General features: G+C 41.1%; 10 protein-coding genes and 1 pseudogene. 5 read left to right on the forward strand and 6 right to left on the reverse strand.

Translation table 11 applies throughout. The features are described 5' to 3' along the window. The first annotated feature begins 13 nt into the window (after positions 1 to 13). Entirely contained in the window at positions 14 to 4,015 is a 4,002-nt protein-coding gene (locus tag L2735_RS07915) for a VCBS domain-containing protein (RefSeq protein ID WP_248984186.1), read from the forward strand. Positions 4,016 to 4,126: 111 nt separating this feature from the next. Here the strand turns inward: L2735_RS07915 and L2735_RS07920 are convergent, their stop codons facing one another. Beyond that, complete coding sequence (locus L2735_RS07920; RefSeq protein ID WP_248984187.1) at positions 4,127 to 5,044, reverse strand: lipid A deacylase LpxR family protein; 918 nt, start codon at positions 5,042 to 5,044, stop codon at positions 4,127 to 4,129. A 238-nt stretch (positions 5,045 to 5,282) separates the two neighbouring features. Here L2735_RS07920 and L2735_RS20175 point away from each other — a divergent pair. Beyond that, positions 5,283 to 5,486: pseudogene (locus L2735_RS20175) on the forward strand (hypothetical protein). A gap of 188 nt (positions 5,487 to 5,674) precedes the next feature. On the opposite strand, the gene L2735_RS07930 reads toward L2735_RS20175, so the two are convergent. The 4 genes from L2735_RS07930 to L2735_RS07945 all read right to left on the reverse strand — a co-directional run bounded on the left by L2735_RS07930 (position 5,675) and on the right by L2735_RS07945 (position 10,429). Beyond that, positions 5,675 to 7,195, reverse strand: coding sequence for an EAL domain-containing protein (locus L2735_RS07930; protein ID WP_248984188.1), 1,521 nt, complete (start codon positions 7,193 to 7,195; stop codon positions 5,675 to 5,677). Positions 7,196 to 7,237: 42 nt separating this feature from the next. Continuing rightward, positions 7,238 to 8,185: a pseudouridine synthase gene (locus tag L2735_RS07935; protein WP_248984189.1), complete on the reverse strand. Its 948-nt coding sequence runs from the start codon at positions 8,183 to 8,185 to the stop codon at positions 7,238 to 7,240. Between the two features lie 136 nt (positions 8,186 to 8,321). Continuing rightward, entirely contained in the window at positions 8,322 to 8,900 is a 579-nt protein-coding gene (locus tag L2735_RS07940) for an LON peptidase substrate-binding domain-containing protein (RefSeq protein WP_248984190.1), read from the reverse strand. 473 nt (positions 8,901 to 9,373) lie between these two features. Further along, a complete protein-coding gene (locus L2735_RS07945; RefSeq protein ID WP_248984191.1) occupies positions 9,374 to 10,429 on the reverse strand; it encodes an alpha/beta hydrolase in 1,056 nt (351 codons plus the stop codon). Positions 10,430 to 10,636: 207 nt separating this feature from the next. Here L2735_RS07945 and L2735_RS07950 point away from each other — a divergent pair, with 207 nt between their 5' ends. Both L2735_RS07950 and L2735_RS07955 read left to right on the forward strand, forming a co-directional pair. Then, on the forward strand, positions 10,637 to 11,098 hold the full coding sequence (locus L2735_RS07950; RefSeq protein WP_248984192.1) for a NanQ anomerase/TabA/YiaL family protein: 462 nt from the start codon (positions 10,637 to 10,639) through the stop codon (positions 11,096 to 11,098). Between the two features lie 839 nt (positions 11,099 to 11,937). Continuing rightward, on the forward strand, positions 11,938 to 14,316 hold the full coding sequence (locus L2735_RS07955; protein ID WP_248984193.1) for an aminotransferase class V-fold PLP-dependent enzyme: 2,379 nt from the start codon (positions 11,938 to 11,940) through the stop codon (positions 14,314 to 14,316). A 73-nt stretch (positions 14,317 to 14,389) separates the two neighbouring features. On the opposite strand, the gene L2735_RS07960 is transcribed toward L2735_RS07955, so the two are convergent. Next, positions 14,390 to 14,785: a DUF2391 family protein gene (locus L2735_RS07960; protein WP_248984194.1), complete on the reverse strand. Its 396-nt coding sequence runs from the start codon at positions 14,783 to 14,785 to the stop codon at positions 14,390 to 14,392. A gap of 582 nt (positions 14,786 to 15,367) precedes the next feature. Here L2735_RS07960 and L2735_RS07970 point away from each other — a divergent pair. Beyond that, positions 15,368 to 16,288, forward strand: a complete 921-nt coding sequence (locus L2735_RS07970; RefSeq protein ID WP_248984195.1) for a manganese-dependent inorganic pyrophosphatase — start codon at positions 15,368 to 15,370, stop codon at positions 16,286 to 16,288. Positions 16,289 to 16,565 lie beyond the last annotated feature (277 nt).

The raw sequence follows: 16,565 nt of genomic DNA on the forward strand, positions 1-16,565 counted from the left end.
TAATTACGGGCGGTTGAATATAAATCCAGACGGTAGTTGGGGGTACGACGCAGATAATACGCAAACTGCTATCCAAGCATTAGGGGCAGGAGATAAATTAACCGACACGATCACTGTCACGTCTAAAGATGGTACAACACACGATATCGTAATCACGATTAATGGCACGAACGATGCCCCAACTATCAGTGGCACGGATAATGATTCAACACTTGTAGAAGATCGTCATGTACAGAGTGGCAAATTACTTGAAACCAATGAACATCAGCTGACTTCTATTGATGTCGACGGCACCAATAATCTATTTCAGCCTACGGGTACATCGCACGGAACAGGTAGCGCAGCAACCGGCACTTGGATAACAGGTGATAATGGTGTTGGCCAATTTATATTACATGCAGATGGTCGCTGGTTATTCAAATGTGATAATGCTGATGTCCAACATCTAAAAGCTGGTGAAATAGGCACTGATACTATTACGGTTCATAGTGCTGATGGAACGGCTCATGTGCTTACTGCTTCTGTTACCGGCACCAACGATAAACCGGTTATCGATGCAACTTCAGCAATAACGGCAGTTGAAGGGGGGCATACCGCTCATAAAGGACAAATCACAGTAACAGATGTTGATACCGGAGATACAGACACATTTACGGCCATTACGCCAACAACCGCACAGCATATTGCAGGTTTTACACTGAACGCCGATGGTAGTTATAAATTTGATGCTACCGTTGCGGGTTACGATCATTTAGCCGTAGGTAAAAGCGAGCAAGTGAGCGTTGCTGTTACGGTAACTGATGGCGCTGGTGCTACGGATCAAAAAGATTTAATTATTACTATTACAGGCACCAACGACCGGCCAACGGTTGTGTCTTCACTTGCGCAGCATATTCACTCAATTGATGAAGATACAACACAGCGCTTTAGCGCTAAAGATTTTGCTTTTATTGATAAAGATCACGGTGATCAACTTGACCATATTACGATAACCGCTTTACCAGATGCCTTTAAAGGTCAATTTGAGTATAACGGTCATCCAATAACGATTCCTTTAGATGTGGCAACGGCTGATATTAGTAAAATAACCTTTGTACCTGCCCATGATTATAATGGCGGTGTTCAATTTGGCTTTACCGTTAATGACGGGCATACAGATTCTTTTCCTAAAATAGGCAACTTTGAAGTCACTCCAGTCGATGATATATCAACGGTTGGGGGTACTGATACCTTGTCAATTACTGAAGGCAGTAGTGCAAGTACACATGCAGACTTAACTGTCGCGAAAGGTGCATGGCTAGCTAATGTAGATGGCACGTTTAACTTCCCTGATGTTGTACCTAATGACCCTAATAAAGGCCACTGGTATGCAATAACAGGTGCAGGTGTAGCGGGAGGTGCAGCTAAAGGCATGCACATTGAAACAACGCAATGGGTCATGAACATGGGGGATCCTAATTACGGTCACAACGGCTATATGACGTTTACCCGTAATACCGATCATGCCACTGCTGCCTATAACGGTGGTGACCGTGTCGAGGGTGATTTACATATTACTGACCCCGATACAACACCTGCAACCTTTATTGACGTAACTGATAGTATGGGTGATCACGGTTACGGAAAATTTTCGATGCACAATGGCCATTGGTCTTTTGTAGCTGGAGATAAAGCCACTGCGCTAGCGGATGGAGTAACAGCCAAAGAAACATTTACCTTTAATACCTCTGATGGTGTTACACATCAGGTAACCGTTAACCTTACGGGTAGCGATACCAAAGCTGAATTTAAAGGCGATATTTCGGCAAACCTCAAAGAGGGTAATATCGGTGATACGGTAGCCGCACATGGCACGCTTAATATTGTGGATGTCGATACTGGGCAAACCCCGACAATAGCCGATTTCCATGACATTAGTGGCGTCAATGCTTACGGCCACTTTTCCATGGTTAATAACCAATGGACCTATGTTATAGATCAAACAAAAGTTCAAGGCCTTAATCCTTCCGAATCAGTTCAAGACAAAATAACCGTGACCGCCAGTGATGGTACTACAACAGAAATTGTCATTGCTATAAAAGGCACGAATGACGCGCCTGTTGCCCATCATATTGACGATATTAACCAGCATGACAGTAGTGATGGTACTTCTATTCATGTAGTACTGCCGCCGAATGCTTTTACTGATGTTGATCATTTAGACACCCTCACCTTATCAGCAAGTTTGGGTGATGGCAGTGCGTTACCTTCATGGCTTAAATTTGATGCAGCCACAGGTACATTGTCTGGTAAAGCGCCACATTCAGCCGATGGCGACTTGGACATAAAAGTCACCGCGACAGATTCACACGGTGTTCATGCTTCTCATGACTTCCATTTAACCGTAACGGATATGACCGGTGATGTGAAAGAAGATGGTCGTGCGACGGGCATAGATTATAGCGTTAATGGTCAGTTAGAAACCCACATGGTCAGTGGCGGTGTTAATCAACAGATTGTATGGCACGAACATCAAAATGGCACCGATGCTAGCCCTAATCATATGCAAGGAACTTATGGGTTCTTACAAATGTCGACCGGTGGCACGTGGATTTATCACGTTGATCATGATGGTGATGCACATTATTCTAATTCAGCCATTAACGCGTTGAAAGGTGGAGAAGTTGTACAAGAAACGTTTAACATCTTTGGTTATGTCAACGGCGCTTTAGTTAAAACAGATACCATTACGGTACATGTTGAAGGCACGAATGATGCTGCCACCATTAACGGTGTTGTACATTCTACGTCGAGTGGAAGCCTTACAGAAGATAGCTTAACATCGACTATAACTGGCTCATTGGCTTTAGCCGATACAGATCACGGTGAAAATTTATTTACCGCAGACCCAAATATAGCTGGTACTTATGGTCACGTAGCATTAGCAGCTGACGGCTCATGGACGTATCAGTTAGATAATAACTTACCGGCTACCAACGCATTAAATACAGGTGATCATGTTACAGAGACTATAATTATTAAGTCTCCTGATGGTACAGCAGATCATACTATTGTGGTGAACATCACAGGAGATACTGACTTCGCTTCTATTACTTCTCCTATTAGCTCCGTTCCTATTCTACCTACTCTCGTCACTCCACCAAAAATTACGGGGGGATCAGGTCATCAAGATCTGCATACATCAATTGGCGTACCGCCAATGATTCATCAAAGTATCCCAACTCCATTGACAGGCTGGGGGATTTTAGATGGCCATGGACACTCTCTAGCTTCATTACACGGTCAATTTGGTACTTTGACAGTAAACCCAGCTACAGGCGCATTAGATTATGACTATCACACTGATTCTGCTGTCCACAAAACAGGAACAGGTCAAAATGGAGATGTAACTGATACCTTTTTATTAACATTAAGTGGAGATCAAAACTCTCAGGTCGAGGTGCATTTGCACTTGCACTCTCAATCTGTTCACGGCAATAGTGGGCATCATATTGATCAAACAACGTTAATAGGAATGGACTTAACACCACTCGCAAACACTGCACCGCCACCTCCTGTGGTTACTCAATCGGATGAACCTGATTATCAAAGTGATGTTGTTGACGTTAATATTGATATGACGGGTGACGAACTCACGACGGCTAATCATGACGCGCTTGATGACAGTCAATTGATGGCTCGCGACGACACGCCAGACGTCATTGCAAATCCGGTTGATCACTATTTAGCGATGTTAGGTCTTGATAAGCAATCAACTGAAGTCAATCTCACCAGTGCGGACTCGACAGATCACCTTGCAACTTATATGCAGCCTGATATTTCACCTGATGCAGACCCTTTAATTGATGATATGCCCGTAGATGCATTTGAAAACCCGCTTGATGACGAACAGCATATTGATTCAAAAGAAAATCTGAATGAATTCAGTCACGTTCAAGTTGAGCAAACAGTACATGAACAAAACGATGACGAACTACTTCATCAAGCACTAAACGACATGCACAATCAGGTTTAACAAAAGCGATATAAGTGCTGAACCTTAAACTCAAGTTTTTAATATAACTAAGCGACATTAAAAAGCCTCTAATCATTCGACATGATTAGAGGCTTATAAATCTGATTTTATTTACTGCAAACAAAGCACTTTGGTGTAACTAATCACGCCGTAACCGTGCCAGTTATCCACATCTGATTGATATTCTTTGCTGTAAAAATTAAAGCTCCAACTTACTGACCAAGTTGGGAATGCCCAAATAACTCCTAAGTTAGCTTGAACTTGTTGATGTTCAATTTCAAGCAAGGAGTCATAAGGTAAATCACCTTCAATGGTTAAATCATTAAAGCGATAACCCGCTTGCATTCTGAGGTAAGCTTGCCAACTTCCATATTGATTAGCGGCCGAAGTGTAATTGCCCATATGCCCCGCTTGGCTTGATAACTGGCCAAAGGTTTCAGCCAAATCATCACCCCAGCGTAAGGTTACACCTAGGCTTGTTTGCGATCGCAAGTTACCCGCCATTGAATGGTTAAATACGCTCACATCCCATTGGCTGTTTTCGAATGCTTGCTGCCTTGATATCAATGCATCGACTTCATAAGCAAACTGATATGTCATTTGATTTTCAATCTGATAATCCCAACCTTTTGGCGAAGTTGAGCCTGTCAGTTTATGCACAAACGTTTGTAATTCATCAGCAAAAGAGGCTGGACCTATAACACCTAATGTAAACCAGTTTTTTTGAGCAAGCGTCGGGCTAAATACTCCAGTAAAACTTTCGAACTCTAATAAACCGGCGTATGGCCGCTCATTGCTTTGCGGGTAATCATAAGCAATCTCGGTGGGTGTCCACATTCTGTGGTACATTTTTGCGCCCCAATTAACTTGGGATGAAGCCTGAGGAAACATGACATGAGACTGCCATTGCTGCGGCATAAACGCATTTGAAAAGTCAGTTTCTGGCGACGCCAACCATCCGATAACGACTCCATTCGAATAGTCGCCATCAGCGCCAATAATGACATCATTATCAAAGTTGAAATACAATTGATCTGCACTGACATCTTAAGGAATACTTGAGCAGAGCAGCGATAGCGTCGCCATGCTAATAAGATAAACACAACGAGATGTAGATTTCTTGAAAGTATTTACATATATCAAAATAGCCCCTTAAGTTATTAGGGCCTGTTAAGCTTTGCTGATTAAGTTTTGTTCGAAATAAAAGCGTTTTAATTGAGGCGGATGGATTGATGCCTAGTTACCTAAGCAACTTTTATTCACAAAGATTCATCCAACAAAGAGTAAAACGCTTTTAGTCGAACCCTTTGGGCAGCGTCTGTTGGCGATTTTTACTGCGTTATCGACTTTTTATGTAGAATAACTACACCACAAAGTCTCTTCCTTGTATAAATGGCCAACAATTCGCTGCAAAAATAACCTTGAAAGATCAACAGGCCCTATATCTACAACCTTATATAGCAAGCTTTAGTGTAAACACCCTTATTAAATCCTCAATGACAATCTAACAATTGCGCTAAGAAAACGTTTTAAAACCAATACCACTCACAGCTACATCACAGAAAATACACCCAATAACACCAGACACACTCCAACATACTCCCAATTAATTATTAAACCGAACAGGCGCATCTTTATGTATCGCAGCAAATAAACCTGTTAGCGGTTTATTTGAAAGAAAGCAGCTGCAGCTATGGGCTTAGAGAATAAGTACCCTTGTGCTAACTCTACATTTTGTTCTTTTAAATAATTAAGTTGTTCATCTGTTTCGACACCCTCTGCAATCACTGACAATCCAGATTTTTTCGAAAAAGAGATAATCGCATCTAAGGTTTTTTCATTAAAAATATCCTTAACCCCAATGGTATCAATAAAGGCTTTATCAATTTTTAACGTACTGATCCCTAATTTTTGAACATAGCTAAACCCGCCATAGCCCATCCCCGCATCATCCAGTTTTAAATCAATGCCAATAGCATAGAATTTATCCAGCATTTTACGTGCTTCAACTAAGTCAGTAATGGGTTGTCGTTCGGTAATTTCTAATGAAATACGGTACTGCTTTAACTTTCCAGAGTCTTGTAGCGCTTTAATATAATCGAACAGACGATCGCTTTTTAAATGCTCTGGCACGATATTAATGCTGAAAAATAGTGGCGTTTTTTGCTGAGCGAGTTTTTCAAAATCAGCGACCATGACATCAAGCATCGAATAGGTCATATCAACGATCAGACCTTGAGATTCAGCATAAGGTATAAATTGATTTGGCGGAATTAACTCACCATTGCCTTTTAGCCACCGCATTAATACTTCGGCACCTACGACTTTGCCGTCAGCAACATTCACTATAGGCTGATAATAGGGAATAAACTCACCGTGTTTTATTGCGTGTTTAATTTGTGCGCGAGTGGAGCTATAGCGGCTTAACCAATAGCGATAATACAATGCGACCAAACTTGATAAAATCAGACTTAAAATAACTACCATGATATAAGTTAGCGACCGATATTGATCAAGAAAATCATTATTACCCGTTAAAGCAAACCGAGCGAGATAGCGCTCACTTCTCAGCGTCACAACATGCTCGATAGCATGGTTGCCCTCAAACTCCTCAAAACCAAATTCTATAAACGGCATAGGAGCCAGTAAATCATTAACACTGTCGATAGTAATGGTGTACTCAAGGCAATTCTGGCACTTCACCGGTACAAAATAACGTGGGTTCATGGGGACAATACTGGCAACGTATTGATACTCCCCCGATTGGCGAGCAAGAAATAACTCATGGGGGGCTGACTCAGAATGATTGACCACAGCCATGGTCAGATCAGAGGCTATTTGGTGCTGTACAACTGATTCTACATGGCGATCAACTTTCTGTGAGGCACACAAAACAGTCAAATCTTTTAACACTGCAGTCCATCGGATGAAAGTTGAGTTAAATACTGTGTCACTCAGCAATTGAAAATTATCAGCCGTACACTGGTAATCTTCTGTGATATCAGGAAGGTTTCGCAGTTCATTTGCTGAGTCATCGATATACATTGCTAACTTGTTCGAGAGTAACTCTGCATCTCTTTGAACTAGTTGCTTCGCAACATAATTATCAACAAAAGTAATGCCTAAACCAAACAATACAAAAGCGATGAGCAATATTCCACAATACGTTAATCTTTCCATGATTACCTTACTTTTAACCCTAGTAGAATGGAGGCTTACTACCTATAGGATGCTGCTATTGATAAACTCAGCATCATATCCTTCACAACTTGCTTGTCTTTGTATCTTGCAGATTGGATCAACAAAGGTCAATGACTTAGCAATCAATCGTAATGGTTTATCAAAGTTATCGGCAGACTTCTCAGCTAACACTGGGTAGTTAGTGTCGTTTTCTAACGGCATACCGAGTGACATCATATGTACTCTTAGTTGATGCATTTTTCCTGTAATTGGGCTTAACTCAAATAAGCCTTTGTCACCTTTAACTGCAATTAAACTAATTTCAGAATGGGTATTCGCCTCACCTTCTGCAATCTTCATTAAAAAGCTCGGAGTGGAACGCACCATTCTATTTTTAACTGTCCAGTTCACAGGTAAATCTAACGTTCCGGCTTGAAATTTCGAAAGTAAATCAGGCGTTAATCTAGCAATAGCTTGATACTGTTTTTTAATACTGTCGGTTGTGAATAACTCATGATAAGCGTGTCTTGTTTCAGGATTTACCGTCATCAACATCACCCCTGCTGTTGGCCTATCAAGACGATGAGCAGGGGAGATAGTATCAATGCCAGTGGCAATTCTTAATCGATGTATTAAGCACTCATTAACAAAATTACCACTGGGCGTCACAGGTAAAAAGTGCGGTTTAAAGACTAAAATACAATGATCGTCTTGATGCAGTACTTTTTGCTGAAACGGGATTTTAGTTTCAACGGCAACCTCGCGGTAATAATACACTCGTGTAGCAGGTCGATATGCTGTCGTAGGTGTGACTAACTCACCATCAGCCCAATGCACTTTGCCCAAATCTACCCTTTCATGCCAAACCGATGCTGGGATCTGAGTAAAATGACCTATTAAGAATGCCAATACGGTTTCAGGGTGAACCGATTGTTGTGGAAGAACAACATAAGAAGGTTGAGCGGCGCGAGCTGAAGTGTCGACAGGCATAGTTCCAAATAATCAAAGGCTACATTTTGATACAGTATAACCAACAACTTAAGGTCAACTAAAGCAAAACTGACGCAATAGTTAACCTAAACACAAATTCAGATAAAGTTTCTAAATTTAATGCGCAAAACCGCCATTAAACATCTACATGGGACTTCAATAGTTGTAATACAAAGTCCATCGTTTTATGACAATCGGGTTGCTCAACCAATAACAATTTATCTTTGTTATACATAGGCAAGACTTCAAGCCAACGCTGACTAACCCAAGTGGCGTCTTCTAGGTGAACCTGGTTATATAAGTCCAGTAAATCAGGATTGACCTCGTAAAACTGCTCTAATGCTGCGCTGATGATCTCAAACTCTTCACCAATAGGTTCATTCTGCCAATTTTGACACGGCAAAGTGCGGGCTATCCAACTCTGATCTTTAAGTTGAGCGCCCGAGAGTATTTTTACCCGCTGAAGACCTTCCACCACAATACTTAACGAATCATCTTCTAACTGATGAAAGTCGATAATTTCACACTCTGTTGCGGTGTCATAGCAAGGCGGGACACAGTGACTTTTATTGGCAGCCAGCGCCAATCGGTAATGTCCTTTTAAGACATTAGCCACCATAATTAACTGGTTTGGTGTCACCATCCTCATCTCTTGTCGGCCACCAGGAAGCAATACAGCCTCTTGGATAAGTAACGCCATTTCTATCGTTTGCATAGCAACCTCCAGACCACAGCGCTTCTCGGTAATTCCATTTGTGAGGAGGTAAAAACCTCTTAAGAAAGCTGCAGAGATAGTAGCCTTACGCTACCAAGGGTCAATAAAAATCAACACCTTGTGTTTTGAATTACAAGAATAAGTTTAGCAGCCAAGTTGGAGTTTTCCAGCTTTGGCGAAGCTAATACAACTTTATGATTAGACAAGAATACATCTTCTCAATTATCAAACTTGCAATTACTATCGGTTATTTATTAGACAAGAAAAGATACGAAATAGTTTCAGTAAATGATCACTATTTGAGTTGCTAGCACTTGGGGTGTTATACAAAAGAGAATGGCAAAATGAAATTAATAGATAGAGATATTTTTAAAGAGATTGACCTTGCCAGTCTCTTTAAAAAATTTATTCAGCTATATGTTAATGAGCATATGCTTATGAGAGCCGTTATCGACTATCAATTTACAATAAAGTTATAGTCGCTCTATGTGGTCCATTATCGACTGCTTTTCAACGATATCAGCAAATATCTCGCCTAGTTGCTCGCTGCGTTTCAATGACTCACGCCAATACGCTATTCGGCTATCACTATCGAGCTGTTTAAAATCTTCTCTATCGGGGATTTTTTGATACGGCAGTGACTGAATAAACTCTGCCGTTGGGGCTAATATCAAGGCGTTATGATAATGCTGATGCGCGCGGCGCCACTTCAATGATTTATCAAACCAGCCTGGACTCATATAAGGATAAAAATGAGGGTATAAACTAAGCCCTTCTGGGGCTGAGGTTTGCATATCGAAATGGTAATCGGTTATGCCGCCATCATAATATGCACCATCACTGATACCATTTATCTGTTTAACTGGCGCTAATAGTAAAGGAATGGACCCCGTTGCGAGCAATACTTGATTGATATTGTCTCGAGTAAGCTGTGCGTGCTCTGTCGGTAAATCACTTAGTTGTGAAAAAGGCGATTTCACTTGCTGGTGGCTAAACACCACTCGTTCAAAATGCCAACCCAAACTGCGACGACTGACCGCATTAGTCAACGCCGTAGCTGCTAGTCCTAAGGCTAATTTCCCTCTAGAACGACTGGCATTTAAGTGTTTGGCTTTACACACTACAAAATGGCTTTGTATAATTCGATTATGAACAATATCAACTCCACCATTATCACCTAACACGCCACTGATAATCCGCTCGACTTGCTCAGTCACTTCTTGACGATTGGGCACATGATCATAGCGCTGACCAATATACAAATCTTCAAGTCGCGCATATGCAGCAAGGGGGTCTTGTTGCGCCAAACAGGCTAAACGCCAAGCTCCTGATGAAGCTCCCATGGTATACAAAGGGGTTTGTCTATCCGCAAAAAACTCACCAAATAAATATTTATCAAGCCCAGCAACACCAATCCATTTAGGCCCGCCAGATGCGGCAAATAACTGGCTGAACATGGAAGGCGTTAAGCCATTCTGCTCTATTTGTTGGTAGGCAGTTTTACCCGCAAGTAATCTTAATGCAGTCACGTAGCTTCCTGTAAGTAAACTTGTCCATTAATATTCGCGCTCAATCAAGCCATTTTATCTTAACTAAGTTTGTCATAGGGTTAAACCATCTAAACAATGATTCTTATCCTGTCGCCATAAGTCACAACTGTAAGAAATAACAAGTTAATAGCGTCATCAAACTGAATAGGCGATAATAGCCATTAACACAAATTCAGAGAAATCATCATGGTTGTCGACAGTCTTACTCACCACCAGCTATACCATTCGCTAAGCCCAAGGTTAGCTAAAGCCCTTAATCATTTAGCTGAAACCGATTTCACTCAAGCCGAAGTTGGAACTTACCCACTTGAGGGAAAAGATATTTTTGTCATCGTTAACGACTATCATACTAAGCCAAAACACACTGAGCCTTTTGAAGTCCACCAGCAATATATCGATGTACAGTATGTGGTCAGTGGTGAAGAAGAATTTGGTTATTTACCACTTGCAGATCAAACGCCACTGGCGCCTTATCATCAAGAACATGACTTTACTAAGTTTGATTATGAATCGAACAAAAAAGATGCCGCTTTTATACCATTAAAAGCCGGCATGTTTGCCTTATTCTTCCCAGAAGACATACATATGCCTGGTACACTCGATACTCCGACAGCCGTGAGAAAAGTCGTGATTAAAGTAAAGGTATAACCTACTTAACCTCAACTCGAGATAATAAGTTAGTTAACCTGTTGAATTATTATATGTTTGCTTTCAATTTTATTCTAGAGAGATATTTTTGCTTAGAACAAGGCAAATTTGTGCGTCAATAGCTGGCCTATTGCAAACAAATTTAACGCCGTTATCAGTAAAAATAACCTCTAGAAAGCAAGTTGTTATCCTGAGCTCAGGTTACTTACTCTAAGATCTGTTGATCTTTGCCGGTCAAGTTTTAGAAGGTATATTCGACAAAGAGTAAACGCTTTTAGTCGACCCCCTTTGTGAGAGCGTTTGTTGGTCATTTTTACTGCGTAATCGACTTTTATGAAGAATAGCTGCAATACAAAGTCTTTATCTTGTTTAAATAACCAACAATTCGCTGTAAAAACAACGTTGAAATATCATCTGTCCCTAAAAACATAAAGAGCCTGTTTTCATACTGTCTTATTCAAGTGCTGCGTTTAACCCATAACAGCGCCATTAATTACCCACTATCGAATCCAAATAAAAATCACTAACCTTAGCAACGAAGCTAAAGAATGCATATAAGATATTTTCTTGTTGTTCTTGTTCAAGACTCAATGGATCACTCCCCATATTTTTAACCCATAAACTCCCTCCCAACTTTCATCACCAGACAAAAATAATTGTTATAGGTAACATTTAAAGTTGGGGGATGTCTTTTTGCGATAAAGACAATTTATCAACTTAAATCTACACAAACACAAAATGTGATCTTGATCGTTATTCCCAAACTGCTAATATAACCTCGAGAAATTAGTTATAACTAAAAGCTATATAACAACTAATCAACACATGAGTCGCTAACCATGAACAATGTATCGCCCTTAAGCCAAATTTATCTCGACGCCAATGCCACAACACCTGTACTTCCACAAGCAGCAGAAGCCGCACTAAACAGCATGAAAGTGCTATTTGGTAACCCAAGTAGTAGTCATATAACGGGCCTTCGAGCTAAAGACTTAATGGAAACTACTCGTCGTAATGCTAAAAAAGTCATTGGCGCAGAAACAGGACAATTGATTTTCACCAGCGGTGCCACCGAAGGTATTCAAACAGCCATCATCTCTGCCTTGGTTGAAGCGAAAAAGCGAATTGAAGCAGACAAGCTCAATGAAGTGAGCACAAGTTATAGCTTGTTATATGGCGCAACCGAACATAAAGCGGTGCCTGAGTCATTAAAGCATTGGAATCAAATATTAGGGATTAATGCCGAACTTAAAGCGATCCCAGTTGATCGTTTAGGCAATCTCGATAAACAATTTATCGCTGCTGAAGCGCCTAACGCTTTAATGATTTGCACTATGGCAGTTAATAATGAAACTGGCGTATATCAAGACTTAGCAGAATTAGAGCAAGTTATTCGCAGCGCTAACAACGACATTTTCTGGATGGTCGATTGTGTCCAAGCGCTAGGCAAAACTTCGTTAAACCTTTCTCAAACCAGCATTGACTACGCCCCTTTTAGTGGCCATAAACTCTACGCCCCCAAGGGCATAGGTTTTGTTTATATTCGCCAGTCAGCGCCATTCACCTCAATCATTGCTGGTGGCGGTCAAGAAAACGGTTTGCGTTCAGGCACCGAAAACCTACCGGGTATGGCTGCCATCAATGTGATTTTTGAAATGTTGTTGAATACTCAGCATAGTGACCTTGCAGACAGTGACCTTGCAGATAGTTCCTTTACAGATAGTGCCTTTGCAAACAGTGGCTTTGCTGACAGCGACTTTGCAAACAGTGCCTTCGCTGACATTGATACCCTAAGAGGTTATCAAACTCAGTTGGTTGATACGCTTAAAAGTGTTTTTCCAGCAGTGGTGTTTAATCACGATTTTAACAACAGTGTCCCGACCACCCTTAACTTTGCAATTGAAGGTTTTAGCAGCAAAGAAATCATGGACTTATTTGATGCCGCTAATATCCGTGTAAGTTCAGGCTCCGCTTGTTCATCAAAAGTGACTCGTAGCTTTGTATTAGACGCAATGGGGTTACCTGCATGGCAAAGTGAGGCTGCGATTCGAATGTCGTTCGGGCCAGCAATGACACAAGTTCAAGTGGATGAAGCATGCCAACGGATCAAATCAGCCGCTAAAGCGTTAACTCACAGCTGCATGATATTAGACAACGGCGAAATTAATGATAAGCAACCACTCAATGGGTTGGTTCAACTTCGCTCAGGTTCAAACTGCACTTGGGTTTACGCCGACCAGCAAAGCAAGCAAGCTTTCATTATCGATCCTTTGCCAGAGCTTAACGATCGTTTAGATACCCTATTGCAGTGCCAGCAATTAGAGCTAATGGCCATTATCGATACCCATGGCCACGCCGACCACCAGTCAGGTCGAACTTTCTTAGCTGATAAGCACTTACCTACTCAGCAAACTGACGCATTAGGTTGGCCACAAACTTGTTCGCAGCATTCGCAACTTCAGTACATTGAAATTGGTCATCAGTGGTTAGTTAAAGTTGCAACTCCGGGTCACACCGATGACAGCATTTCACTATTACTGTGTCATCCATTCCAAGAAATAAGCGACATAGAACAACAATGTCAGTTCGCTTTTTGCGGCGACACCGTTTTAATGGGCAGTTTAGGTCGCACAAACTTTGATTCAAGTAGCGCAACTGACATGTTCTTAAGCCTTAAGCGGATACACAGCTTGATTGGTAGTAATACGCTTATTTGTGCTAGCCATGATTATAATAATGAGTTCACAACTCATCTCAGTGCAGAATGTCAACGTAACCCGCTTTTAAGAAACACCCTTAATGGACAGCTGGATGTAAACGGATTTAAAAAGTTAAAAGCCGAGCTAGACAGCCATCTTTGCGATCAAACTGGCAGCGAAATTATGTGCGGTGCGTTAACAGACAGCCAGTTAGCAGGGCAAGCTATTGTTGAATACAACCATCAGAGTTTGAACTATGCCTTAGCCAATGATGACGTTACCTTAATTGATATCAGAGAGCCCCACGAGTACGCACTGCAACACACCGAAGATTCCAGTGAAAACGTTCCGCTCACTCGATTAGTGCAGTTTATTCAACAACAGCAAGAGCAAAAACATCGTAAATGGGTATTAGTGTGTCGAAGTGGCAGTCGCTCATTTGTGGCAGCTCAAGCCATGCAACGCTTAGGATTTAATAATGTTGCTCACCTTAAAGGTGGTTATGCATTGAATAGTTGATATTGAAAGTGAGCTGACTTCGACCTGCAGCGCCAAATTCCATTGGCGCTGAATGACATATCGAATAAGGAGGTCATTCTTTATCGAAACTATCGACGACTATCGCCCCCATCGACGCAGGCATAGAAATAATAATGATGCGTTTAATCGCAATTAACGGCTCTGATAATAACGGCAATTTGTTAATGCAAAACAATACTAATGACACCACTAAAGCTGTAATCGCATAAGCCACAACGATACGAAATATAAAAACAAACTGCCGGCCTGAAATATTACGTAAAAAAACACTTTCATAGGTATACAAGCTTAAAAAAACCATAGACAAGCTAAACAACAAAATCAGGTTTGAAAAGGGCAATGTTTCCCCTAATCGCCAAGCCTCTTCAGAAAAAGAAATAGGAACAGCTAAAGCAAATGCACCAACAAAAATTTGGCTGGCATCTTCAAAATTAAAGCTTTTTTTCACCATAACAACCTTTCATTTGTCTATATATGCACATTATTGGGAGATCTTTAGCGGCATATTTAATTTCGCCACTGCAACCAAATGTTTTATCTATGAGTAGTTTACACCTTGTACTAGGGCCTGTTGATCTTTCAAGGCTATTTTTGCAGCGAATTGTTGGCCATTTATACAAGGCAGAGACTTTGTGGTGTAGTTATTCTACATAAAAAGTCGATAACGCAGTAAAAATGGCCAACAAACGCTGTCCAAAGGGTTCGACTAAAAGCGTTTTACTCTTTGTTGGATGCATCTTGCTTAGATGACTAGGCATCAATCCATCCGCCTCAATTAAAACGCTTTTATTTCGAACAAAATTTAACCAGCAAAGATCAACAGGCCCTAGCAATGCGGTCAAAAATTAGCTCATTAAGATAAACATAACAATCACTATGTATCGCGATTTATCGTTATAACACTTCTCTGCCACCTAAATAGCCTCAAAAACTCACTATAACCGAGTTGGTTTATACATGACGCTTTTTAGTTATTGGTCGCTTGCTGATTTCTTGTTAAAATCGCTGCAAATTTATAGGAGCGTTTCAAATGGCAATGTATGTAGTGGGTCACAAGATCCCAGATTCAGATTCAATCTGCGGTGCTATCGCACTAGCTTATTTAAAAAATCAAATCGATGAGCCTGCAATCGCAGCGCGTTTAGGCGAACTTTCTCCTGAAACCGCCTATATCTTAGATAGATTCGGTTTTGACGCACCAGAGTTCAAAGAAAGCTACGCTGGCGAAGAAGTGTATATCGTTGATCATTCTGAATTAACGCAAGCACCAGATGATATCGCTGAAGCGACTATCGTAGGTATTGTTGATCATCACAAACTAGGGGACTTAACCACTTCAACACCACTTGAATGTTGGATCCGCCCTGTTGGTTGTTCAAACACTGTCATTAAAATGATGTACGACTTCTACCAAGTAGAAATCCCAGCAAACATTGCTGGCATCATGATGTGCGCAATTTTAAGTGACACAGTTATCTTCAAGTCACCAACTTGCACCACTGCTGATATCCGCTGTGTTGAAGCATTAGCTGAAATCGCAGGTATTGAAGACTTTAAAGAAGTGGGCATGGAAATGTTCAAAGTGAAGTCAGCTGTTGAAGGTACACCTGCACGTGACCTTGTTATGCGTGACTTTAAAGACTTCAACATGAACGGTAACCTTGTTGGTATCGGTCAACTAGAAGTGATCGACTTATCTGTGTTCGATGATATTAAAGCGGATTTAGAAGCTGATATTGCCGCACTTAAAGCAGAAGGTAATCGTCACAGCGTATTATTACTGCTTACCGATATCATGAAAGAAGGCTCTGAAATGCTCGTCGTTTCAGACAATGCTGACTTAACTGAACAAGCATACGGTAAAGCAACGGTTGATGGTCGAGTGTGGTTAGATGGTGTATTAAGCCGCAAGAAACAAGTTGTGCCTTCACTGCAAGATGTGTTTGCCTAAGCTGTTCAAGCAATTTTAATCAACATCTAGTAAAGCAAAAAGCTGAATCATTTGATTCAGCTTTTTTGTATTCAAGTCTTAAGCTTTTACTTATACCCAAACAACTTGAAGATACGTGTTTCAGAGCTTCACCGTGTTTTCAATACTAGGCGCGTTAATGCGGTAATGTAGGTACCTTATAAATTAGCGCAACAACGTAGTGGGAACACGGTGAAACTCCCTGAGGGCAAGTTTTACACGCGTTTATGCTGCGTTATTGATTTTGAAAAGGGAATAA

The organism is Shewanella olleyana (assembly GCF_023283825.1).
Classification (GTDB): Bacteria; Pseudomonadota; Gammaproteobacteria; order Enterobacterales; family Shewanellaceae; genus Shewanella; species Shewanella olleyana.